Origin of the sequence: Janthinobacterium sp. UMAB-60 (genome assembly GCF_900095235.1) — a bacterium.
Taxonomy (GTDB): domain Bacteria; phylum Pseudomonadota; class Gammaproteobacteria; order Burkholderiales; family Burkholderiaceae_D; genus Janthinobacterium.
The window spans coordinates 102,941-126,044 of sequence record NZ_LT607498.1 but is presented as its reverse complement, the minus strand read 5'-3'; the positions used below and the strand labels follow the sequence as shown (position 1 = coordinate 126,044).

The following is a 23,104-nucleotide window of genomic DNA, read 5'->3' as shown; positions in this document are numbered from 1 at the left end:
TCAGGAAAGCGGCGCTAACTAAACGATTGGCTGTGTCCGGTTATACGGGGGCAAGATCACTGTCATGAAGGCAATGGACGACCAAAATATCGTCAAGAAAGCGATGGAAGAGCACAATGCCGTCAAGAAGGCGTTGGACAACCACGACACCGTCAAGAAAGCGCTAAAGGCGGTAGAGCAGCAGAATGCGCTTGGTGCTGCTATCAAACGTATGAATCCTCCCTATACCTAACAACAACGATACCCAGTGACGTAAATGTTGCACTATAGCGGACATCAATGGCGAAGCAAGGCGTTTAACCAATGCCATATCTGGGCATGGTGTATTTCCGTCAGATTCTCCGTTCGCGAGCAGGCATGCCAAGCGATTGTGCCGCTTTCGCCATGCCCCAGTTACCCGAGCTGGTATGCTTGCGCCCAACTGCCCGCCATACGCTCCACCAGCTCGTATCGAGCGCCGGCCCGTGCCACCGGCCCCGCCGCCAGCGTGCTGCGGTACCGCAGAGCGTGGGCGCAAATCCGGCGTAGTCGCTACCGGTTATTCTCGGCTTTAATCTGGATCAGGAGAAATGTCGGGACGTAAAAAAAGCCACTAATCCCTTGGGTTGATGGCTTTTTTGATGTTTCCAAATTCTGTGCGCTGGTGCCCGGAGCCGGAATCGAACCGGCACGCCCTTACAGGCGGGAGATTTTAAGTCTCCAGTGTCTACCAGTTTCACCATCCGGGCAGCGCGGCGAGATTCTAGCACAGGTGATGCGCATCACGCCATCTTGTGCCTGAGCCAGGCGGTCCGGTTTGCACCGGATAGCCTGGTTTTATCTACCTGCCGTCAAAACGTCGCCTTGAACTGCACCCCATACGTGCGCGGCTCGTTGACGATGCCCGTCAGGTTGTTGAATTCGATGGCGCCCAGTGCCTGGACCTGGTTGGTGATGTTGCGGCCGTACGCGGAGAGTTCGTAGCGGTCCCATTTGTAGCCGACGCGCAAGCCGCCTTCCAGCAATTCCTTGGCCTTGTATTCCTTCGCTTCGTACAGGAAGAAGTTGTAGCTGGTGCGGTAGGCCCAGTCCGTGTAGGCGTAGAACTCGCCATTGGCGAGGGGGATGCTGTATTTCAAGGTGAAGTTGGTTTGCCATTCGGGCGCGCGCGGCAGCGGGTTGCCGTCGATGTAGGCCGTGCCCACGAAGGGGCCGACGGGGTCGGTGACGGTGCAGCCGCTGGCCGGGGTGTTCTGGGCGTTGCCGCAGCTTTGCACGTACAGCTTTTTGTCCTGGATCTCCGTGTGGTTGTAGCTGCCGCCCAGGGTCATGCTGAGCGAGTCGCTGAGGTTCGCCTGGAAGTCCAGCTCCACGCCCTGGCCGGTGGCCTTCTCGGCATTGAGCAGGCGGTTCATGTTGACCACGCCGCTGCCGGCCGTCAATTGCTTGTCTTTCACGCGGTACTGGAATACGGCCAGGCTCAGGCGCGCGCGCTTGTCGAACAGGTCTTGCTTGATGCCCGCTTCCACCGACAGCACTTTTTCGGCGCCGGCCTGCGAGGGGCGGTCGGCCAGGCCGTTCAGGCGGCCTTGCATCGATGGCGCGCGGTAGCCGGTGGCGATGCGCGCGTAGGCGTTCGTTTCCGGCGTCAGCACATAGGTGCCGCTCAGGTCCCAGCTGACGTTGTGCGAGGTGTCATGCAAGTTGAACGGGCCGGCCGTGGTCGCTTCCACGCGCTTGGCCGAGAAATCCTTCTTGTCGCTCGTGTAGCGCAGGCCGGCGCGCAGTTTCAGGGCGTCCGAGACCGTGTAGTTGAGCGAGCCGAAGGCCGCGTACGACTTCGAGCTCTGGTTTTGCGTGGCGTAGGCGCTGTTTTGCGGATTGCCGGGGGCCAGGCTGTCAAAGCTGATGCTGTCGATCTGGATGTCTTCCTTGAAGTAGAACAGGCCGCCTATCCATTGCAGCGGGCCCTTGGCGCTCGATTCGGCGCGGAATTCCTGCGAAATCTGCTTGTGGTTGGGAATCACGTCGGCTGTTTCCACGACGAAAGGAATGAAGCCGGGGCCCATCGGCGGCGCGTACACGGCGCCATAGCCGCCGTCGACGTCGGCGCGGCTGAAGAAATCGAGTTTTTCGTAGCCGGTGATCGAATGCAGGGTGACGCCAGGCAAGTCCCATTTCAGGCGCATGCTGCCACCCTTGGTTTTCAGGTGCTGGCGGTTGATGCCATCGGTAGGGTAGGAGCCATAATCGAAATTGTCGACCAGGTCGTTGGTGCCCTGTTTCAGGATGTTGGCGCGAAACAGCGTCGCCGTGCCATCGAGGTTGCGCGCGTGCACGTTGAACAGGGCCGTGAAGTCGCGCGTGGGCTTGACCAGCACCTGCAGGCGGGCGGCGCTGTCTTCATAGCCTTCGAAGTCGCGCGTGCCGGTGGGACGCGGGTTGTGCACGCGGTCGTCGCGGCGCTGCGTCTGGCCGGAAAAGCGCAGGGCGACCGTATCGCTGACGGGCACGTTGAAGGCGCCTTCCAGGTTCTTCATGCCATCCTTGCCGAAGCCGCCGCTCAGGTAGCCTTCCGTCTTGAAGACGGGTTTGGCGGAATCGAATTTGATCACGCCGGCCGGCGAGTTACGGCCGAACAAGGTGCCTTGCGGGCCGCGCAGCACCTCGACCTGATCGACGTCGAACACGGGAAAGCCTTTCAGCATGGCGTTTTCCTGCACCACGTCGTCCATCACCAGGCCCACTGGCTGCGAGGCGTTCAGGTCGAAATCGGTATTGCCCAGGCCGCGAATGTAGAAGCGGGGAAAGGTGCGGCCGTAATCCGATTCGACGGAGACGCTGGGCGAGCGGCTGTTGAGGAAGCGGATGTCGGCGCCGCCGGCCGTCAGGGTGTCGAGCTTGTCGCCTTTCAGGGTGGCGATGGACATGGGTACGTCCTTGATGTTTTCCGCGCGCCGCTGTGCCGTCACGATTACCGTTTCCAGCTGGCCAGGACCGGCCTGTGCCGCTGGTGCGGCCGGCGCCGGGACGCTGTCCTGCGCCATTGCCTGCAGGGGAAAGGCGGCAGTGATCGCCAGGGCAATCAGGCTGTGGCGTATGGTGCTGGCGTGTGTGCTGGCATGCGGTGTCATCATGAAACGGCTCCTGTCGGTTAAGGTTGTTCGAAAGGTCCAGGCAGGCGCAAGTCCGCTAGACGAAAAATCATGCTAGCACGGAAAGTTTTGGTATTCATGCCATTTTCCAGGCAAGACTATTTATATGCGTTTCGACTCAATACGTGAATAAAATCGTATTTGTCGTCAATATCTGGCGGGTGCATAGTGGGGTGCCGACAGGCTTGTGCCAGCGCAAAGGACGACTTGGCCAGCGAAATTGTTCCCTGCGCCAGCGCAAACATGCCGGTGCCATGGCGTGCCAGCGCTCAGTGTGCAGTGCGGAAAATACGACAGTTCCCCTTTTTTCTTCTGCCATGCGATGTTGTTGTGTTGCCACATCATGGGATGACATCTTGCCTGCCAGTTGCCGGGTGCGGCGCGTGCACGGACAATGGTTTCGCCACAAGGTATCTACAGGCAAGATCTCGCGTAGAATATAATTTATTGCAAATTAGAAACTTATATTTCTGCCATGTTAATCTTCTCCGCAAGTGCGCCGCCCGCTGACGGCATCCGGCTTTCCGAACTGATCGCCGCCCTGAGCCAGGCCCTGGACATCACGGAGGGGCAGCCAGAAGGCCATTGCATCCGCTGCTGCTGGATCGGCATGCACGTGGGACGCGAACTGGGCATGGCGGATGAAGACCTGTGGAATCTGTATTACACGCTGCTGCTCAAGGACCTGGGCTGCAGCAGCAATGCGGCGCGCATCTGCGAGCTCTACCTGACGGACGATCTGTCTTTCAAACAGGGCTTCAAGACGGTGGGCGACAGCCTGCCGCAAGTGCTCAAATTCGTCCTCAAGCACACGGGCCTGAAGGCGGGCCTGGCCGAGCGCTTCCGCGCCGTGATGACGATCTTGCGCGACGGCGCGCACATCGCGCAGGAGCTGATCGCCACGCGCTGCCAGCGCGGCGCCGACATCGCGCGCCTGCTGCGCTTTCCGGAATCCGTGGCACAGGGCATCTACAGCCTCGACGAACACTACAATGGCCAGGGCAAGCCGGACAAACTGGCAGGGCAGGCGATTCCCTTGTTTTCGCGCATTGCACTGCTGGCACAGGTGATCGACGTGTTTCATACGGCCGATGGCGCGCGCGCCGCCCAGGCCGAGGTACGCCTGCGCGCGGGCAGCTGGTTTGACCCGCAACTGGTGCAGGCGTTCGAGCGGATTGCGCAGTCGGCCGCCTTCTGGTCCATGTTGCGGTCGCAGGACCTGACGGCTGCCGTGGCGGCGCTGGAGCCGGCCAACCGTGCTGTGCCGGTGGATGAGGACTATCTCGACGACATCGCTGCCGCGTTCGGTCAGGTGGTCGATTCGAAAAGCCCGTACACGAGCGGGCACAGCGCCCGGGTAGCCTTGTATGCGGACATGATCGCCGAAACCTTGGGCGTGACGCCGGAGCGGCGTCGCTGGCTCAAGCGGGGTGCCTTGCTGCATGACGTCGGGAAACTTGGCGTCAGCAATAGCGTGCTGGACAAGGCCGGCAAACTCGACGCGGATGAGTGGCTGGCCGTGCAGCAGCACGCACACTATACGGAAACGATTCTGTCACGCATCGATGCGTTTGCCGAACTGGCTGTCGTGGCCGCTGCGCACCATGAGCGGCTCGATGGCAAGGGCTATCCGCGCGGCTTGACTGCCGACGACATCAGCCTGGAAACGCGCATTATCACCACGGCCGATATTTTCGACGCCATCACGGCCGACCGGCCATATCGGGGGCCAATTCCCATTCCGAAAGCGCTCGAGATCATGGCCGAGACCGTGGGCACAGCCATCGACGCGCAGTGTTTTGCCGCCTTGAAACTGGCGCTGGCCGGCTTGCCCGATCTCGCGCAGCCGGAGAACGAGTGCCTGACGGCGTGATCTGCTTAAAACTCTTCCCAATCGCCGGCCGTTACGGCTTGCGCTTGCGCCGCACGGGGTTTTGCCGGCGCGGCCTGGCGCTTGACGGTGCTGCTGGCCGCCGCCGGTACCAGGCGCAGCGGTTTTGTGCTGGCGCGTGCTGGCGCCGTCGTGCGTGCGGGTGCCGCCACCTGGCTGTCGTGCGTCTTGAAGATGCTCACGGTTTGCACCAGGTGGCTGGCCTGGTCGCGCAGCGATTCGGCCGCCGCCGCCGCTTCTTCCACCAGCGACGCATTTTGCTGCGTGACGCTGTCCATCTGCGTCACCGCCTGATTGATCTGCTCGATACCGGCGGACTGCTCCTGGCTGGCCATCGTGATCTCGGCGATGATATGGCTGACGCGGGCGACGCTGGCGACCACCTCGGACATCGTCGTGCCCGCCTGCGCCGCCAGCCTCGATCCCGCATCGACGCGGCTGACGGAATCGTCGATCAGCGCCTTGATTTCCTTGGCCGCGCTGGCGCTGCGCTGGGCCAGGCCACGCACCTCGGTCGCCACGACGGCGAAACCGCGGCCCTGTTCACCGGCCCGCGCCGCCTCCACGGCGGCATTCAGGGCCAGGATATTGGTCTGGAAGGCGATGCCGTCGATGACGCTGATGATGTCGACAATCTTGCGCGACGATTCGCTGATCAGGTCCATGGTGCCCATCACTTGCCCCACCACGGCGCCGCCCTTGCTGGCGACGTCCGATGCGGTCGTGGCCAGCACATTGGCTTCGCGGGCATTGTCCGCATTCTTGCGCACGGTGCTGGTGAGCTCTTCCATTGAGGAAGCGGTTTCTTCCAGTGAACTGGCTTGTTGTTCCGTGCGCATGGAAAGATCGTTATTACCGGTGGAAATCTCCGCGGCGGCAAGGGACACCGTGTCGGAATCCTGGCGGACGGATGAGACTACCGAGGTCAGCGACACTTGCATGCGTTGCAGCGCCGACAGCACGCTGGCCGTATCGTTCGCTGCGACGCTGAGTTTTCCTGTCAGGTCGCCGCCGGCGAGCAGGCTGACGGCGTCGCACAGCTGACGCGGTTCGGCGCCCAGCGCCTTGAGCAAGTGACGCGTGATGAGCCAGCCCGCCAGGGCCGCCAGCACGATGGACAGCAAGCTGGCGCCGATGAGGATATTCCGGTTGCTGATATAGCGTTCGTTATCTTCCTGCAGGATGAGGGCGGAACGCTGGTCCGTCAGCGCGAAATATTCATCGCTGGCGGCAACGAGGGCGGCCAGCAGCGGACGGCATTCCTCGTTCATCTTGACGATGGCTTGCTCGTTTTTCTTTTGCAGGGCCAGGTCGACGATGGACAGCGCCACGGGAGCATAGCGTTTTTCGATGCTGTCGATCTTGTTGATGATGACGCGCACCTCGTCCGATACACCGGGCTTCTGTGCCAGCTCCAGCAGGCGCTGCATGTTCTTGACGACATCGGCCTGCGCCTGCAACACGTGTTGGCGTTCGATTTCCATGTCTTCCGGCTTGGTGACGAGCACCAGGTTCCTGGCCGCCACGGCACGCATGTCGATCGCGTCACGCACGCGGTGCGCCGTATTGGCGCGCGCCATGATGCCGTTGACATACTGCTCAAAGCCGGCGTTGAAGTTGGACAGACTCCGCACGGACAGTACCGAGATGCCGATGAGGAAAAAGACCAGCAGGCCGAATGCCAGGGTCAGTTGGGCGCGAACAGTTAAGTTATTCATGATGCCTCTCCCAGAATACGTGATAAAGATTAGAAAGGGTGCTTGCGTGGGGCCAGGATGTTGCCTGGCAACGGGCCATGCCCTACGCAGTGCTTCTCTATCCAGAACACGGATTCGTGGTGTGAGGATCGTGCCATGTAAAAACCAATTTCAATAATAAAATTCGGTATTTGTTTTATTTGTTGAAATCATTGTGGCACACAAATTTTCGTAAATCAATCAGATTTTGCGTGCCCAAAAACAACTATTTAGCACGGAGGCCAATGCCGGGGGCACTGGCCGGCGAGACGGTCAAGCGGCCAAGGGCTTGAAGGTTGTTGGCCCTGGCGGTCCATGATCAGATGGGGAACGCGCCCGCGCCCGACACATTCAGGCAGGCGACCTTGTCGCTGGCAAAGTACTTGATTTGCCCCAGGCCGATGGCGTAGCAGCCGTCGCTGAGCGGGGAAATGGGACCGGTGAGTTTTTCACCGCTGACCAGGGTCACCACCCAGGGCGTGGTGGCCGGTTTGCCCGCGTGGGCCAGTGCGTGTTGTACCAGGTCTGACATGCTGCCTCCGATGGAAATCAAAACCCGATGATAGCAGTGTCGCCCAGCCGCTGTTTGCCGATACGACGGCCGGAGTGTTACGCGTCGGCCAGCAGATTCTTGGGCAGCGCCACCGATACCAGTTTCCAGCGCCACAGGCCGTCGCGCGTCAGGGTCAGTTCGCCGATATGACTTTTGCTATGGGCGCGCTGCACCACGACCTTGTCCCACGAGGTGTAGCGCAGCTTGTAATCGGGCTTGGCATTGCGCTTGCGGCCGCTGATGTCGCTGACCTTGGCGATCGGCTTTTCGTAGCGGTCATTGAGCTTCATCAAGGCAACGATGCCTTCAGGCATCAGCATGGTATCGAGCAAGGGGTCGATGACGTCGGGGCTGATGTCGTCGGCCACTTCCGGTGCCGAGAACAGGGCATGCAGTTGCTGCCCCAGGCTGCCGCGCAGCCGCGCCAGGTCGATTTGCGCAGCCAGGGCCTGGGTATCCTCATCCATGGTTGCCGTACGGATCTTGTTCATGGTGAAATATGGGCTGCCATAGAAGGCGCCGGCCAGCGCGACCAGTGCCACTAGAGCGAGAAGCAACATTCTTTTCATCGTGCAATCTCTCGGATGCCTGGCGACCCGGTGCGCCTGAAGTGTTAGCATTCTACATAATATTTCCAAAAATCAATATGGCGGTTTAGGTAAGTGTTGTTTTAGATCAAGTTTCGTCAGAGTAATTCTGGCGGCAAGGTAATGTCCGTCAGTTTCCAGTCCCAGATGCCATGCCGGCGCAGCAAAAACTGGCTGGCGGCGGGGCCGGCGCCACTGCGCCGCAGCACCACTTCGTTCCACGAGCGGTACGCCATGCCGAAGTCGTGGCGCTTGCCATCCGCCCCTTGCTTGCCGTGCAGGATCAACACCGTGATGCCGGGCGGCGAGACGATGGTGTCGAGCATTTCCTTGAAATCGTCTTCGCCGGCCGTTTCGCCGGCCGCCCGCAGCTGGCGCGCCACGCTGGCGCGCACGGCGGGCAGGTCGGCCTGCTGCGCCAGGTTTTCCAGGCGCACGGATTTTGCCGCGATGCTGATGCGGTACATGGCGATATAGGGGCTGACCCAGGTGAAGCCGATGGCGGCAACGCTAAAAATGATCGCGGTGGCGTACTTTCTTTTCATGGTCCGTGTTTTTGTATGAGCTGTGCCGCCGTGATTTTACCCGGCCAGGGGCAATGGATGGTGTAGCATTCGTGCCGGCGCGGACCATCGCGCCGCAATATTGAGGACAACCATGAATATCATTATCAATCAGGTGCTGCAGTCGTATATCGACCCGCTCACCGCCAGCGAGTACGCGGCGCTCGAGCGCAGCCTGCTGGCCGAAGGCTGCCGCGATGCGCTGGTGCTGTGGAACGACGTGCTGATCGACGGGCATAACCGCTACGCCATCTGCCGCCAGCACGGCATCGAATTCAAGACCATCCAGAACACCAGCTTTACGTCGTTCGACGACGTCATGCTGTGGATGATCGACAATCACCTGGCGCGCCGCAGCGTGTCGGACTTCCAGCGCGGCGTGCTGGCCTTGCGCAAGAAGGAAATCGTCGCCGCGCGCAGCCCGGCGCCCGTCAGCGCGGCTGACGCGCCGGACGGCGAAAACGCGCCGAAGCCCCCCATGAGCACGCGCGAAGAGGTGGCCAAGGCGGCGCGCCTGAGCAGCAACCAGATCAGCCAGATCGAGAAAATCCAGAAAGCGGCCTCGCCGGAGCTGGTGGAAGCCGTCCGTTCGGGCACGATCTCGATCAATGCGGCGGCCACCGTGGCGTCCTTGCCGCAGGAAGAGCAGGTGGCGGCTGTCGCCGGCGGCAAGAAATTATTACGCCAGGCGGCCAAGGAAATCCGCGAACAGCGCGCCGCCACGCGCACGCCGCGCGAGCCGAAGGCACCCCACGTGTCGCAGGATACGCCGGAAACGGGCAACGAACCGTGGGCCGAGAACGCTGCCCAGGCGCCGTCCGAAGCGGAGCGCCTGCGCGGCGAGATCGCCAGCCTGAAACAAAAGGTGGCGCAGCTGCAGGCGGAAAATGTGGAGTTGAACCAGCGCATCGCCGCTTTAATCGACGCATCCTGACCCTGGAGTATTGCATGCCAGTTCGCCGTGCCCTGTTCGCCGCCATCGCCTGCGGCGCCGTTGCCGTACCTCCCGTGCTGGCGGCGCCCGCCGTTTCCGTCACGGACATGGCCCGCTGGCAGGCGCAGGCCGCCAATGTCAGCATCGCGCGCGACACCTGGGGCATTCCCCATGTGACGGGCAAGACGGATGCCGATGCCGTCTTCGGCCTGATGTATGCGCAGGCCGAGGACGATTTCCCCCGCGTGGAACTCAATTACATCAACGCCATGGGGCGGCTGGCGGAAGTGGAGGGCGAGCGGGAGCTGTACCGCGACCTGCGCATGAAGCTTTTCATCGATCCGGCCGAGCTGCAGGCGCAGTACCGCGCCAGCCCGCCGTGGCTGCGCAAGCTGATGGATGCGTTTGCCGACGGCCTCAATTTTTACCTGGCCACGCACCCGCAGGTGAAACCGCGGCTGATCGCGCATTTCGAGCCGTGGATGGCCCTCAGTTTCAGCGAGGGCAGCATCGGCGGCGATATCGAATCGATCAACCTGGCGCAGCTCGAAGCGTTTTATGGGCTGCAAGCCGCACCTGTGGCGCTGGCCAGCGTGGAAACCGGGTTGGCGTCCGGATTGGACCCCGAACCGAGCGGCTCGAACGGCTTCGCCATCGCGCCCGCCATCACGAAAAATGGCCATGCGCTGCTGATGATCAATCCGCACACCTCGTTCTACTTCCGCCCCGAAGTGCAGGTCACCAGCGGCGAAGGCCTGAACGCGTATGGCGCCGTCACCTGGGGCCAGTTTTTCGTCTACCAGGGTTTTAACGAGCGCCTGGGCTGGATGCATACCTCGGGTGGCGGCGACGTCATCGACGAATACCTGGAAAGCATCGTCGACCACGATGGCGCATGGTTCTACCGCTATGACGGCGGCCTGCGGCCCCTGAAAGCCGTGCCGCTTACCGTGCCCTACAAGCTGGCGAACGGCGCCATGGGCTCGAAAACCATCACCGTGTATTCCAGCCACCACGGCCCCATTGTGCGCGCGCAGGATGGTAAATGGGTGGCCGTGCGCCTGATGCATGAGCCGTTGAAGGCGCTCACGCAATCGTACACGCGCACCAAGGCACGCGATTACGCGGCGTTTTACAAGACCATGGAACTGCGCACGAATTCGTCGAACAACACGGTATATGCGGATGCGGACGGCAATATCGCCTATTTCCACGGCAATTTCATCCCCGTGCGCGATCCGCGCTTCAACTGGAAGCAGCCTGTCGACGGCAGCGACCCGGCCACGGAATGGAAAGGGCTGCACACGGTGGCGCAAACCATCACCCTGTTCAATCCGAAGAATGGCTGGATACAGAACACGAATAACTGGCCGTATTCGGCGGCCGGTGCCAACAGCCCGCGCCAGCAGGACTATCCCGCGTACATGTCCGTGTATGGTGAAAACGCGCGCGGCCTGCACGCTGTCAAGGTCTTCCAGAACAGGACGGGTTTTACCCTGGACAGCCTGATCGCCGCGTCCTGCGACAGCGAACTGACGGCCTTCGAAACCTTGCTGCCGCCGCTGTTCGCAGCCTACGATGCGCTGCCGGTCGGCGACGCGCAACAGCTGGCGCTGGCCGACAAGATCGCGCTGCTGCGGGCGTGGGACTGGCGCTACTCGCTGACGTCCACCGCCACCTCGCTGGCCGTGTTCTGGGGCCAGGAACTGGCCGAACTGGCGGGCAAGCAGGCGAGGGAACAGGGCGTGCCCGTGGTCGATTTTCTGGCGACGGACAAGGTCACGGCGGCGCAGCGGCTGGCCGCGCTGGCGACGGCGGTGGATAAATTGCAGCGCGATTTCGGCCACTGGCAAACGCCGTGGGGCGAGATCAACCGCTTCCAGCGCCTGACGGGCGACGTGGTGCAACCGTTTGACGATGCGCAAGCCAGCTTGCCCGTGCCTTACGCGTCGGGCAACTGGGGCGCGCTGGCCGCGTATGGCCAGAGCGGCAAGAGTACTACGCGACGGATCTATGGCGAGCGCGGCAACAGCTTCGTGGCGGCCGTGGAATTCGGCCCCCGCATCAGGGCGAAAAGCATCCTCGCGGGCGGTCAGAGCGGCGACCCGAAGTCGCCGCACTTCCAGGACCAGGCGGCCATGTATGCGCGCGGCGAATTCAAGGACGTGCTGTTTTATCCCGAGCAGGTGGAACGGCACCTGGAGCGCAGATACCGGCCGGGGGAATGAAGTTTGTGGTGTGTCGGATTACGCCCTTGCGGGCTAATCCGACCTACCGCCCTCGGCATACCGTAGGTCGGATTAGCGGAGCGTAATCCGACAAATCACTACCTCAAATCGCATCGAGCGCCGTGCGCAAGTCATGGCGCAGGTCTTCGATGTCTTCGATCCCCACCGACAGGCGGATCAAGCCGTCGCCGATGCCCAGCCTGGCCCGCTGTTCGGGCGGGATGCTGGCATGCGTCATCAGGGCCGGGTGCTCGATCAGGCTTTCCACCCCGCCCAGGCTTTCGGCCAAAGCAAATACTTCGCAGCGCTCCAGGAAGCGGCGCGCGCCCGCCAGGTCGGTATCGAGGTCGATCGAGATGATGCCGCCGAAACCGTCCATCTGGCGCTGCGCCAGCGCGTGCTGCGGGTGCGATGCGAGGCCCGGATAAAACACGTGTTTGACTTCTTTCTGCTGTTCCAGCCACTGCGCCAGCGCCAGCGCGCTTTCGCAATGGCGCTGCATGCGGATCGCCAGCGTCTTGATGCCACGCAGGGCCAGGAAGCTGTCGAACGGGCCGGCAATCGCGCCCACCGAGTTTTGCAAAAAGCCCAACTGCTCGCGCCATTCGGCCTGGCGTTCTTCCGCGCCGACGATGGCGATGCCGCCGATGATGTCCGAGTGGCCGTTCAAATACTTGGTGGTCGAATGGACGACGATGTCGAAACCGTGTTCCAGAGGACGCTGCACCAGTGGGCTGGCGAAGGTGTTGTCGGCCACGGCGATGATGCCCCGCGCGCGGCAGATGTCGGCGATCGCGCGCAGGTCGGCCAATTTGAGCATGGGGTTGGTGGGCGTTTCCACCCACACCATCTTCGTTTCCGGGCGCAGCGCGGCCAGCAGATTCTCGGGATTGGTCAAATCGACATACGTGAATTCGTGGCCGGCCGAGCGTCGGCGCACGCGCTCGAATAAACGGTAGGTACCGCCGTACATGTCGTCGCCGGCGACGATGTGGCTGCCCGCGTCCAGCAATTCCAGTACGGACGAGATGGCGGCCAGGCCCGAGGCGAACGCGAACGCCGCGCTGCCGCCTTCCAGGTCGGCCACGCAGCGTTCGAGCGCCCAGCGCGTGGGATTGTGCGAGCGGCCGTAATCGAGTCCCTTGTGCACGCCGGGGCTTTCCTGCACAAAGGTCGAGGTGGCGTAAATGGGCGGCATGATGGCACCCGTCGACGGGTCGGGCGACTGGCCGGCGTGGATGACTCTCGTGGCGAGGTGGCTCTTGCGGGTGGTTTCTTGGCTCAAGATAGTGTCCTGCGTAAGTGGTTGAGAAGGTCGAAGCGGGTGATCAGGCCGTAAAACGCGGTATCGTCGGCGACGACGGCCGTCAAGCCCCGGTCCAGCGTGGCGCGCAGGGCGGGCAAGCCGCTCGACGGCGCCAGCGTTTCGATCTGCGTCGTCATGGTGGCGCCCACCAGGCCCGCGAAATGGGCGGCGTCGCCGGAGACGTGCAGCAGCAAGTCCGATTCGTCGATAATGCCGACCAGTTGGCCGCCGTCGATGACGGGCAGCTGCGCCAGGTCGCTGGCGCGCATGCGGTTGAAGGCGGTCAGCAGGGTGTCGCCCGGCGCCACGCTGACGACGTCGCCTTCGTCGTAGCGGCGCCCGATCAGGTCGCGCAAGTCGCCCGAGAGTGCCCGCTGCAACAGACCCTGGTCGCGCATCCAGCCGTCGTTGTAGACCTTCGACAGGTAGCGCGTCCCCGTGTCGCACACAAACGTGACGACGCGCTTCGGCGTCGTCTGTTCGCGGCAGTATTTGAGGGCGGCGGCCAGCAAGGTGCCGGTCGACGAGCCGCCGAGAATGCCTTCGGCGCGCAAGAGGGCGCGCGCGGAATCAAAGCTTTCCTGGTCCGTGATGGTGTAGGCTTTGGTGACGCTGTCCATGTCGGCGATAGCCGGAATAAAATCTTCGCCGATGCCTTCCACGGCCCACGAGCCGCTCGTGTCCGACACTTTGCCCGTGTCGATGTATTCGGTGAGGATGGAGCCTTGCGGGTCGGCCAGCACGAATTCGAGCTTGGGCTGCGCCTTGCGGAAGTAGCGCGTCAGGCCCGTCAGGGTGCCGGACGAACCGACGCCGACGACGATGGCGTCCACGTCATGCCCGCTTTGCTCCCAGATTTCGGGCGCCGTCGTCGTTTCGTGGGCCAGCGGATTGGCCGGATTGTTGAACTGGTCGGCAAAGAAGGCGCCCGGCAGGTCGTGTGCCAGGCGTGCCGCGTAATCCTGGTAGTACTCGGGATGGCCCTGGCCCACGTCCGAGCGCGTGGTGTGCACTTCCGCGCCCAGGGCTTTCAGGTGCAGCACTTTTTCCGTCGACATCTTGTCGGGCACGACGAGAATCACGCGGTAGCCCTTGATGCGGCCCACCAGGGCCAGGCCGATGCCGGTATTGCCTGCCGTGGCCTCGACGATGGTGCCGCCCGGCTGCAGGCGGCCGTCGGCTTCGGCCGCTTCGATGATGGACAGGCCGATGCGGTCCTTGATGGAGCCGCCGGGATTTTGCGATTCCAGTTTCAGGAACAGCTGGCACAGGCCCGTGTCGAGCCTGGTCACTTCGACCAGCGGGGTATTGCCGATCAGCTTGTATAGCGCTGGCGGCTGGGATGGGGATGGCATTCGATCATTCATGGTGGCTCCTGTCAGAGAAACAGCCGCCCAGGATTGTGTCCCGAGCAGCCTTCCGTGCCGCGCAGTGTAGGCGGGTGGACGAATGCGGCGAACGAATGTTTATATGCTTGCATATGCGCGCTGCGCATATCGGCGGCAAGGTACGCGATGCGAGTATGCGCCGTTTTTTGTCCGCTTGCCGCGCCAAAGGCACGTGTATTAAGCTGCCGCAAGCCCGCCATTGCGATTTATAATCACGCCTCGAAAAGGTGCTGAACAGTATCCAGAATAATCAGACAGACAGGGCAGGCGGCAGTGGCAAAACTTTATTTCCGGTATTCCGCGATGAACGCGGGCAAGTCGACGGCCTTGTTGCAAGTCGCGCACAACTACGAAGAGCAGGGCCAGCAGGTGCGCCTGTACACGGCCGCCATCGACAGCCGCTACGGCGTGGGCCGCGTCACCTCGCGCCTGGGCCCGCAGCGCCAGGTCGATATCTTCCATGCCGACACGAATTTCCTCGACGATATTCCCCAGGTCGCCTGTTTGCTGGTCGATGAGGCGCAATTTCTCAGCACGGCCCAGGTGCAGCAACTGCACCAACTGGCGCAAGTGAAGGGCGTGCCCGTCATCTGCTATGGCTTGCGCACGGATTTCAAGGGTGAACCGTTCCCCGGCTCGGCCTATCTGCTGGCGCTGGCCGACGATATCGAGGAATTGAAGAATATTTGTACCTGCGGCAAGAAGGCCACGATGAACATCCGCGTGGACGAGCAGGGCCACCGCATCAAGGAAGGTGAACAGATCAGTATTGGCGGTAACGAGAGCTACCGCCAGGCCTGCGGGCGCTGTTTCTATTCCTGATTCTATTTCGCCACTGCCCTCTTGCAGGCGGAAATAATGCTAATTACCCTGGCGGGATCGGTGCCAGATGCCTTGCCATCTATCAGGGTATCCCGCAGCTTGGCGATCATCGGCGTTACTCGCTACAGTTTTCCCAAGGGATGTAAGAACTTGTTTGATATTTCAATGTCAAAGTGCCTGTGATCTGGAGCATACGTATTTCAATTTCCCATGATTCCAAAAGTTTACATTGAAAAATTGCTGGCAGCAGCTGATATTGTCGGGATCATTGGTGCGGAGGTCAAGCTGACCAGAACGGGATCCAATTATCATGGCATATGTCCCTTTCATGGCACAGATCATCCTGAAGATGGCGGGGTTCGTCCAAAGAGTTTTAAGGTTTCGCGCGAGAATAACACCTATCATTGCTTTGTCTGCAATGCGCATGGCTCAGTGATCAATTTTTTTATTCAGCATCGGGGCGTTGGCTTTCCTGTCGCAGTGGAGATGCTTGCGGCGTTAGTGGGAGCAGAACCACCTCCTTGCGCAGCGGATCAGGCTGTTATGAAAGCGAAGCGCGAAGCTGTGGCTGAATCGCTGCAGATTGCACTTGATTATTACCAAAGATCGCTGCGTACTTCCCCTGAGGCAATCGCCATGCTTAAAAAAGCTGGAATATCAGGTAAAACCGCTGCGCGGTTCAAAATTGGTTTTGCCCCGGATGGCTGGCAAAACCTTGAAGGGGTGTTCAAAGACAGGTATGAAGAACGCTGCACGGCGGCCGGCCTTGCCGTCGTCAGTAAACACGGCGGAAAAGTGTATGACCGTCTGCGTAACCGGGTGATTTTCCCCACCATGAACGCGCGGGATACTGTGCTAGGTCTGGCTGGACTGGCATTGGCATTTCAGGTGCCAGAGTATTTGCGAACAACAAGCCCGAACAAGAGCAGTAAAAAAGGTGTAAAGGAAAAGCCAGGCACGCTGGATCTGCATGAGGCCAAGGAGAGCATGTTCGGACTCAGCCAAGCGAACAGCAGCATGCATGCCAAGAGGTTTGTGGTTCTTGTGCAAGACTGTATGGATGTGCTGCGTCTGCATGAAGGTGGCATTCAGAATGTTGTGTCATCAGCTGAGGCTGGCAAGCTTAAGCCTGAAAATATAGCACGTCTCTTCCGGCGCACGCCTTGTATTGTTTGTTGCTTCCCTAGCACAAAACGTGGTGCCAATATGGCGTGGAATACGATGAAGATAGTCCTGCCAATGTTGACGGATGCAGTTCAGGTACGTTTTGCTATCCTGCCAGATGAGCAAAGCCCAGGGGACTTGTTGCAAATGGAGGATGGTCGCGAATTGTTCCAGCTGATGCTGAATTCTGCCTTGCCGCTATCGGAATTTTTTCTGCAGGGACTTGCCTCAAAATATCGACTGGATGATCTTGAAGGGAAGGCCAAGCTGTTAAGTGACGCTGATGCGCTTTTAGCGACAATGAGCGCGCCAAAGACGAAGGCACTCCTTGATGAAGCAGTGCGCGAACTTGTCGCTGATCAACTCGAATTGCTGGATTCTGTTGATGAGCATGATCAGTGGCTGAAGAGTGTGATTGCTGCGGCCGGGACAGAGGTGTTGATCGTTTCACCATGGATCACCAATGCGGGGATAAGACGATTTGATCTTTGCGGAATTATCGCCGCAGCGGTAGCACGGGGTGTCCGGATTAGAGTATTTACCGACATCGAATTCAGCCGGGAACGTCGGCGTCTTTATGCATCGGGAGAACGTTCCGATGATGGTGCGGAAGCAGCACTTTTGGCCGCTGGCGCACAACTTCATTTCGTCAATCGTATTCACGGTAAAATCGTTGTTGTTGATGCCACAGCGTTATGCATAGGCTCTTTCAACTGGCTCAGCGCAGCCAAGGCTGGTCCTTATCAACGACACGAAGTTTCTGTGGTACACAGAAAAGGCAATATCGCTTTGAGAAAGACCAAGCTGCTGGCCACCATGCAATCACGAGCTTCAGATAGTTAGCCTCTTACTCCACCGCCGGCATTCCCACGTCCGCATCATCCGACAGCGCCAGGTCGCCCCGCTCGAAGGCGGCCAGGATTTCATTGGCGCGCGCCACGTCGTGTTCGCGCACCATGACGCGGGCGCCGCCGATGGCGGCCGCCAGCAGCATGTCGGCCTGCATATGCTGGTCGTCCGTCAGCAGCACGTCGATGCCGGCGGCGGCCAGGCAGCCGCGGATGACGTGCGCATCCGTGGGGATCATCAGCCGGGCAATTAAAACGTAGTCGTCATGCATCGTGTCTCCTGGCAAGGTGGGTTCGTCCCCATCTTAGCACCAGGCATGACCTTACAGCTTGAACACGCCCACCACCTGGTTCAGCTCATGCGCCTGCTCCTGCAGGGCGTCGGCGGCCGCAGCCGCTTCTTCCACCAGGGCCGCATTCTGCTGGGTCACCTGGTCCATCTGGGCGATGGCCTGGTTGACTTGCTCGATGCCGCTGCGCTGCTCGTCGCTGGCCTGCGCGATTTCGGCCATGATGGTGCTCACTTGCCGCACGCTGGCCACCACGGTGTCCATGGTGGCGCTGGCCTGGCTCACTTGCGCGTGGCCCAGATCCACCGTGCCGGCGGACGCCTGGATCAGATCCTTGATGTCTTTCGCGGCGGCCGTCGAGCGCTGCGCCAGGGTGCGCACCTCGGTGGCGACGACGGCGAAGCCGCGTCCCTGCTCGCCGGCCCGGGCCGCTTCCACGGCCGCGTTCAAGGCCAGGATATTCGTCTGGAAGGCGATGCCGTCGATGACGCCGATGATGTCGGCGATCTTGCTAGATGAGCTGCGGATGGCGTCCATGGTGCTGGCCACTTGCGCCACGGCCGCGCCGCCTTCGGCTGCCAGGGTCGATGAGTCGCGCGCCAGCCGGCTTGCCTGCTGCGCGTGATCGACGTTCTGGCGCACGGTGGAACTCAGTTCTTCCATCGAGGCGGCCGTTTCTTCCAGCGAACTGGCTTGTTGTTCCGTGCGGCTCGATAAATCCAGGTTGCCGCTGGCGATTTCACCGGACGCCGTGGCGATCTGCCCGGCGCTGCCGCGCACATTGCCGACCACTTGCGACAGGTTGTCGCTGATGCGGTTCATGGCGCGCAGCAGGCGGCCGATTTCGTCCTGGCTGCTCGTGTCGAGGTGCACCGTCAGGTCGCCGGCGGCGATTTGCGCGGCGGCCGTTTCGGCGGCGGCCAGCGGGCGCGAGACGAGGGTGCGCACCAGCCAGTACAGCAGCAGGGCGAAGATGAGCAGGGCGATGAAGCCGGAAATGGCCAGCTGGTTGCGCAACTGGCGCGCTTCCAGGGTGATCTCGTCCGTGAACGTGCCACCCGCGATGATCCATTGCCAATCCTTGAATTGACGGTAAAACAGCTGTTTTTCGCGCGCGCTGGCACTCGTTTCGCCCGGCGCCGTCCAGGTGTAGCGCATGGCGCCGTCTTTCTGCGCCAGCATTTCCTGGATGAACAGGCGGCCGTCGCTGGCCTTGAACTCGAGCGCGCTCTTGCCCTCGCTGTTCGGGTGCAGCACCAGGTGGCCGTAATTGGCGCCGGGGGCCGTGTCGACGATATAGATGTAGCCCGTCTGGCCGATCTTGACCTGGCGAATCTTCTCTTTCAGCATGGCCAGATTCTTGCTGATATCGAGGCCGATGAACAGCACGCCCACCACCTTGCCGCCCGCATCGCGCACGGGGTCGTACTGGGTGATGTATTGCTTGCCAAACAAGGTGGCCATGCCGACGAAGCGCTGGCCCGCGCGCAGCGGCGCATAGCTGGGGTGGTTGTGGTCGAGCTGGGTGCCGATGGCGCGTTCGCCATCCTGCTTTTTCAGCGAGGTGCTGATGCGCACGAATTCATCGCCATTGGCGGCAAAGATGGTGGCGATCACGCCCGTTTGCGCCGTGTAGCGGTCGACCACGGCCGTGTCGAGGTTGAGCACCTTGCCGCCGTTGGCCAGCGCTGGCGTGGCCTTGCCGGCCACGGCCACCATGGCGCCCGTGTCGACCGTGAACGGGCCGGGAAATTCGGCCGCGAACAGCCGGGCGAAGCTGGCCGCCTCGTTGACCATGGCCGTATGGAACACTTGCGTGGTCGTCATGACGCTATTGAGTTCGCTGGTGACGGCCGCTTCGGCGCGCTGTTCCAGTACGGTCGAGGTGCGGATGCTGATCAAGGTCGTCAGGCTGGCGAGGATCAGGCTGACCAGGGCAAACGTGAAGACGGTAATCTTGCCGCCGACACTCCAATGGCGGGGGGAGAGGGAAATTGTAGGCATAGTGTGAGTCAGGCAAAGGGTAATCAGCTCGGCCATTCCTGGTCATGACATGACACATGGGGAGGGGATCTGGTGGGGGATGCGCTTGAAGCGGAGGCGTGCCCGCTTGGGAGCTGCGCGCGTGCAAGCAAAATTTCAGGGCGCGATGATAACATGTTGCTTGCTCTTTGTTACTAAGTGTTTCCCGCAGGAATCATTTTTTCGCATAAAAACATCATCCGCATCAAGGATTGCGAAAGCGGCCCATTGACTTTTTTGATTTTAATGGAGCATGTCGATATTCGGCGCTGACGGGCGATGCGATTTTTGTCACGAATGTTTCAGTTTGTAATGAATGAGACGCGGCCTTTAATCCGCGTTTAAGCTTCCAGGAAGAAACTGATCTTCCATGGGAGACTGCCGGGCCGTATCCTGTAGAATAATATGCAGACCAGTCGTGTATTCCCCTTACTGTCTTGCTGGCTGGCGCATGCATAGCTGCGCCGCCTGGAATTGATTCAACTAATTTTCGGAGAAGCCGATGAAGAAGCAAATGATGCTGGTCACCCTGGTGCTCGCCCTGTCAGCCCACGCTGGCGCAGCCCAGACGGACAAGAGCGCCGCTCCTCCGCTCACCATGAAGCCGCTGGCCCAGCAAACGCAGGCCGCCTTGTGGGCATCGCGCGTCTTGACGCGCGTCCATTACAAGGCCATGCCGCTCGACGACGCCATGTCGGAGAAAATCTTCGACCGCTATTTCAAATCCCTGGACGCGGAGAAACTGTTCTTCGTGCAAGCCGACATCGACCGTTTCGCCCCGCTGCGCACCAGGCTGGACGACGCCATCATCAATGAAGACCTGACGGCGCCGTTCGCCATCTACAACCTGTACCAGCAGCGTTTCGACGAGCGCATGGCGTATGCGCGTGAATTACTCAAAACCAAGTTCGACTTTGCCGCCGACGAGAGCTACCAGATCGACCGCGAAAAGGCCGCCTGGCCGAAGAACGACGAAGAAGTGCGCGACCTGTGGCGCAAGCGTGTCAAGAACGACTGGCTGCGCCTGAAACTGGCGGGCAAGGAAGACAAGGCCATCCGCGAAACGCTGGACAAGCGCTATGAAAGCTACACGACCCGTTCGCGCAAGCTCAACAGCGAAGACGTGTTCCAGATCTTCATGAACTCGTACGCCATGTCGATCGAGCCGCACACCAATTACCTGGGCCCGCGCGCTTCGGATAACTTCGACATCGCCATGCGCCTGTCGCTCGAAGGCATCGGTGCCGTGCTGCAGACGCGCGACGAATACACGGTGGTGCGCGAAGTCGTGCCGGGCAGCCCGGCCGGCTTGTCGGGCAAGCTGAAAGTGGGCGACCGCATCGTCGGCGTGGGGCAGGGCGAAAGCGGCCCCATCACCGAAGTGCTGGGCATGCGCATCGACGACGTGGTGCAGTTGATCCGCGGCGCCAAGGATTCCGTGGTGCGCCTCGACATCCTGCCGGCCGACGCCGGCCCCGATGCCAAGCACGTGGTCTTGCCGCTGGTGCGCAAGAAAATCAGCATGGAAGAGCAGGCGGCGAAGAAATCGGTCATCGAAGTGCGCGAGAACGGCGTCAAGCGCCGCATCGGCGTCATTTCGTTGCCAACGTTCTACCAGGATTTCGAAGCGCGTCGCCGTGGCGACAAAGACTTTAAAAGCGCCACGCGCGACGTCAGCCGTTTGCTGGCCGAGTTGAAGAAGGACAAGGTCGACAACGTCCTGATCGATTTGCGCAACAACGGCGGCGGTTCGCTGAACGAAGCCGTCGAACTGACGGGCCTGTTCATCGACAAGGGCCCGGTCGTGATGCAGCGCAATGCCGAAGGCAAGGTCGACGTGGAAAGCGATACGAATGCCGGTCTGGCCTGGGATGGTCCGATGGGCGTGCTGATCAACCGCGGCTCCGCATCGGCCTCCGAGATTTTCGCCGCCGCCGTGCAGGACTACGGCCGTGGCGTGATCATCGGCGAAGGCAGCTTCGGCAAGGGGACCGTACAAACCCTGTTCAACCTCGACCGTTTCGGCGGCAGCGAGAAAGCCCGTTTCGGCGAGCTGAAAATGACCATCGCGCAATTCTTCCGCATCAATGGCGGCACCACGCAATTGCGCGGCGTCACCCCTGACATCAAGCTGCCGGCCATGTCGGACACGGAAAACTTCGGCGAATCGAGCTATGACAATGCCCTGCCATGGGTGGCCATCAAGCCGGCGTCGTATATTCCGACGGGCGACCTGAAGGAAATCGTGCCGCTGCTGGACAAGAAGCATGAAGCGCGCGTGGCCAAGGACAAGGATTTCCAGTACTTGCTCGATGACATAGCCCTGGTCGTCAAGCAGCGCAAGGAAAACCAGATTTCGCTCAATGAAACCGTGCGCCGCAAGGAGCGCGATGCCCAGGAAGCGCGCGCCAAGGCCCGTGAAAAGCGCCTGATCGCGCAAATTTCGAATCCTGCCGACGATTTAGTGGTGATTCCTGATCCGAAAGACGTGCTGAAGGGCGCGAAAGCGGCCAGCAAGACGGCCAAGCAGATCGCCGCCGTGAAGGGCGCCTTGCGCACCGACGACGGCTTGCAGGGCGACGAGCGGGCCCTGAGCGCCGAACTCGATGCCGAAACGGCCGCCAAGAGCGCCAAGGACGTGCTGCTGAACGAAGCGGCGCGCATCCTGGCCGACGAAGTGGCGCTGATCAAGGCCGATACCCGCATGGCGTCCAAGGTCTTGCCGTATGGCGCCGATGGCAAGGCGACGCCAGTGACGGCAGCGAAGTAAGGAACTTGGGGTCAGACCCCAGCTTTTGCTTTGGGGCGAGGGAGAGTTATCCGTATGGCGTATTTCTATCATTCCAACAATCAATTGGATTGATATGCCGCGATGCAGCATAATGCACTTGTCTCCTCTATTCTCCTCCAAGAAAATAGATTCAGCCCGCTCTCGCAGCGGGCTTTTTTTTGCCCCGGCGGTGTTAATAAGCCGTTGGCAATCAAATGTTGCCCTTCACGGTGCCCTCCGACTTCAATGGCGACAACTTGGTTAAGACATTTGCGGTAATTCCCTCAGGTAATTTATGTCCTTGAAATTGTTTCAGGCATTGCCCGGCAGTCGGTAATGTGTGTCGACGTAAGTCATTGTTATATAAGGATTAGTCTTGACAATTGGTGAGGGATTGCTATAGTCTTTAATATGCAACCTTGACAGGAGCGAAGATGAAACTTGAAGAGCGTATGCTTCGGTCCGTGAAGCAGCGTACTGGCAATGTGATTTTGCGAGCAGAAATAGCCCGTTTGGGAAGTGCATCACAGGTGACCGAGGCACTTAAATCGTTGCAGGCTAAGGGCGTGCTGGTTCGGATCGGGACTGGAGTCTATGCCAAAACACGTAAGAGTTCGGTTACAGGGGCGACCATCCCGGCCGGCAGTCTTGAGACGTTGGCGACTGAGGCGCTGAAAAAATTTGGGGTAACAGTGCGCACAAGTAAGGCTGCTGTTGCATATAATTCGGGTAAAACAACCCAACTTCCAGGTGTCTTCGTTGCCAATACGGGTGGTCGACGTATCCGCAGGAAAATTGCGGTGGGAGGCCGCTCGGTAGTCTATGAGAACGATTACGGAAAAGCAACAGCGGGCGCTTGAAGACCTCG

General features: G+C 60.6%; 17 protein-coding genes and 1 tRNA gene. 8 read left to right on the top strand and 10 right to left on the bottom strand.

Features of this window, described 5'->3' with window-relative positions:
• The first annotated feature begins 64 nt into the window (after positions 1 to 64).
• Entirely contained in the window at positions 65 to 232 is a 168-nt protein-coding gene (locus tag K0F86_RS23565; RefSeq protein ID WP_219136577.1) for a hypothetical protein, read from the top strand.
• Between the two features lie 409 nt (positions 233 to 641).
• On the opposite strand, the gene K0F86_RS23560 is transcribed toward K0F86_RS23565, so the two are convergent.
• Both K0F86_RS23560 and K0F86_RS23555 read right to left on the bottom strand, forming a co-directional pair.
• Positions 642 to 728 (bottom strand) — tRNA-Leu (locus K0F86_RS23560).
• 102 nt (positions 729 to 830) lie between these two features.
• On the bottom strand, positions 831 to 3,113 hold the full coding sequence (locus tag K0F86_RS23555) for a TonB-dependent receptor (RefSeq protein WP_219136587.1): 2,283 nt from the start codon (positions 3,111 to 3,113) through the stop codon (positions 831 to 833).
• A 496-nt stretch (positions 3,114 to 3,609) separates the two neighbouring features.
• Here K0F86_RS23555 and K0F86_RS23550 point away from each other — a divergent pair, with 496 nt between their 5' ends.
• Entirely contained in the window at positions 3,610 to 5,007 is a 1,398-nt protein-coding gene (locus K0F86_RS23550; RefSeq protein WP_219136576.1) for an HD-GYP domain-containing protein, read from the top strand.
• 5 nt (positions 5,008 to 5,012) lie between these two features.
• On the opposite strand, the gene K0F86_RS23545 is transcribed toward K0F86_RS23550, so the two are convergent.
• From K0F86_RS23545 to K0F86_RS23530, 4 genes are all read right to left on the bottom strand, one after another.
• Positions 5,013 to 6,743: a methyl-accepting chemotaxis protein gene (locus K0F86_RS23545; protein ID WP_219136575.1), complete on the bottom strand. Its 1,731-nt coding sequence runs from the start codon at positions 6,741 to 6,743 to the stop codon at positions 5,013 to 5,015.
• A 337-nt stretch (positions 6,744 to 7,080) separates the two neighbouring features.
• Positions 7,081 to 7,293, bottom strand: coding sequence for a hypothetical protein (locus K0F86_RS23540; protein WP_219136574.1), 213 nt, complete (start codon positions 7,291 to 7,293; stop codon positions 7,081 to 7,083).
• A gap of 77 nt (positions 7,294 to 7,370) precedes the next feature.
• Positions 7,371 to 7,874 carry a DUF2939 domain-containing protein gene (locus tag K0F86_RS23535; RefSeq protein WP_219136573.1) on the bottom strand — a complete coding sequence of 168 codons (504 nt, stop codon included), beginning with the start codon at positions 7,872 to 7,874 and terminating at the stop codon, positions 7,371 to 7,373.
• Positions 7,875 to 7,999: 125 nt separating this feature from the next.
• Positions 8,000 to 8,446, bottom strand: a complete 447-nt coding sequence (locus K0F86_RS23530; protein ID WP_219136572.1) for a DUF2939 domain-containing protein — start codon at positions 8,444 to 8,446, stop codon at positions 8,000 to 8,002.
• A gap of 112 nt (positions 8,447 to 8,558) precedes the next feature.
• Between K0F86_RS23530 and K0F86_RS23525 the strand changes: the two genes are divergently transcribed.
• Both K0F86_RS23525 and K0F86_RS23520 read left to right on the top strand, forming a co-directional pair.
• The gene (locus K0F86_RS23525) at positions 8,559 to 9,398 is read left to right on the top strand and encodes a hypothetical protein (RefSeq protein ID WP_219136571.1); all 840 of its coding nucleotides are present in this window, start codon (positions 8,559 to 8,561) and stop codon (positions 9,396 to 9,398) included.
• A gap of 14 nt (positions 9,399 to 9,412) precedes the next feature.
• Positions 9,413 to 11,626 (top strand): penicillin acylase family protein, encoded by a 2,214-nt coding sequence (locus tag K0F86_RS23520; protein ID WP_219136570.1) that lies wholly within the window; start codon positions 9,413 to 9,415, stop codon positions 11,624 to 11,626.
• Positions 11,627 to 11,729: 103 nt separating this feature from the next.
• On the opposite strand, the gene K0F86_RS23515 is transcribed toward K0F86_RS23520, so the two are convergent.
• Positions 11,730 to 12,911 (bottom strand): PLP-dependent aspartate aminotransferase family protein, encoded by a 1,182-nt coding sequence (locus tag K0F86_RS23515; protein WP_219136569.1) that lies wholly within the window; start codon positions 12,909 to 12,911, stop codon positions 11,730 to 11,732.
• Positions 12,908 to 14,287, bottom strand: coding sequence for a cystathionine beta-synthase (locus K0F86_RS23510; RefSeq protein WP_219136568.1), 1,380 nt, complete (start codon positions 14,285 to 14,287; stop codon positions 12,908 to 12,910). The genes K0F86_RS23515 and K0F86_RS23510 overlap by 4 nt, the downstream gene beginning before the upstream one ends.
• A 306-nt stretch (positions 14,288 to 14,593) precedes the next feature.
• Between K0F86_RS23510 and K0F86_RS23505 the strand changes: the two genes are divergently transcribed.
• Both K0F86_RS23505 and K0F86_RS23500 read left to right on the top strand, forming a co-directional pair.
• Complete coding sequence (locus tag K0F86_RS23505) at positions 14,594 to 15,142, top strand: thymidine kinase (protein ID WP_099763367.1); 549 nt, start codon at positions 14,594 to 14,596, stop codon at positions 15,140 to 15,142.
• Between the two features lie 210 nt (positions 15,143 to 15,352).
• Complete coding sequence (locus tag K0F86_RS23500; RefSeq protein WP_219136567.1) at positions 15,353 to 17,149, top strand: CHC2 zinc finger domain-containing protein; 1,797 nt, start codon at positions 15,353 to 15,355, stop codon at positions 17,147 to 17,149.
• A 4-nt stretch (positions 17,150 to 17,153) separates the two neighbouring features.
• Here K0F86_RS23500 and K0F86_RS23495 read toward each other — a convergent pair whose 3' ends face one another.
• Both K0F86_RS23495 and K0F86_RS23490 read right to left on the bottom strand, forming a co-directional pair.
• Positions 17,154 to 17,426, bottom strand: coding sequence for a putative signal transducing protein (locus K0F86_RS23495; protein ID WP_219136566.1), 273 nt, complete (start codon positions 17,424 to 17,426; stop codon positions 17,154 to 17,156).
• A 51-nt stretch (positions 17,427 to 17,477) separates the two neighbouring features.
• Complete coding sequence (locus K0F86_RS23490) at positions 17,478 to 19,448, bottom strand: Cache 3/Cache 2 fusion domain-containing protein (protein WP_219136565.1); 1,971 nt, start codon at positions 19,446 to 19,448, stop codon at positions 17,478 to 17,480.
• Positions 19,449 to 19,968: 520 nt separating this feature from the next.
• On the opposite strand from K0F86_RS23490, the gene K0F86_RS23485 reads away from it, so the two are divergent.
• Complete coding sequence (locus K0F86_RS23485; RefSeq protein WP_219136564.1) at positions 19,969 to 22,236, top strand: carboxy terminal-processing peptidase; 2,268 nt, start codon at positions 19,969 to 19,971, stop codon at positions 22,234 to 22,236.
• Between the two features lie 434 nt (positions 22,237 to 22,670).
• Positions 22,671 to 23,096: a DUF6088 family protein gene (locus K0F86_RS23480; RefSeq protein WP_219136563.1), complete on the top strand. Its 426-nt coding sequence runs from the start codon at positions 22,671 to 22,673 to the stop codon at positions 23,094 to 23,096.
• The last annotated feature ends 8 nt before the right edge of the window (positions 23,097 to 23,104 follow it).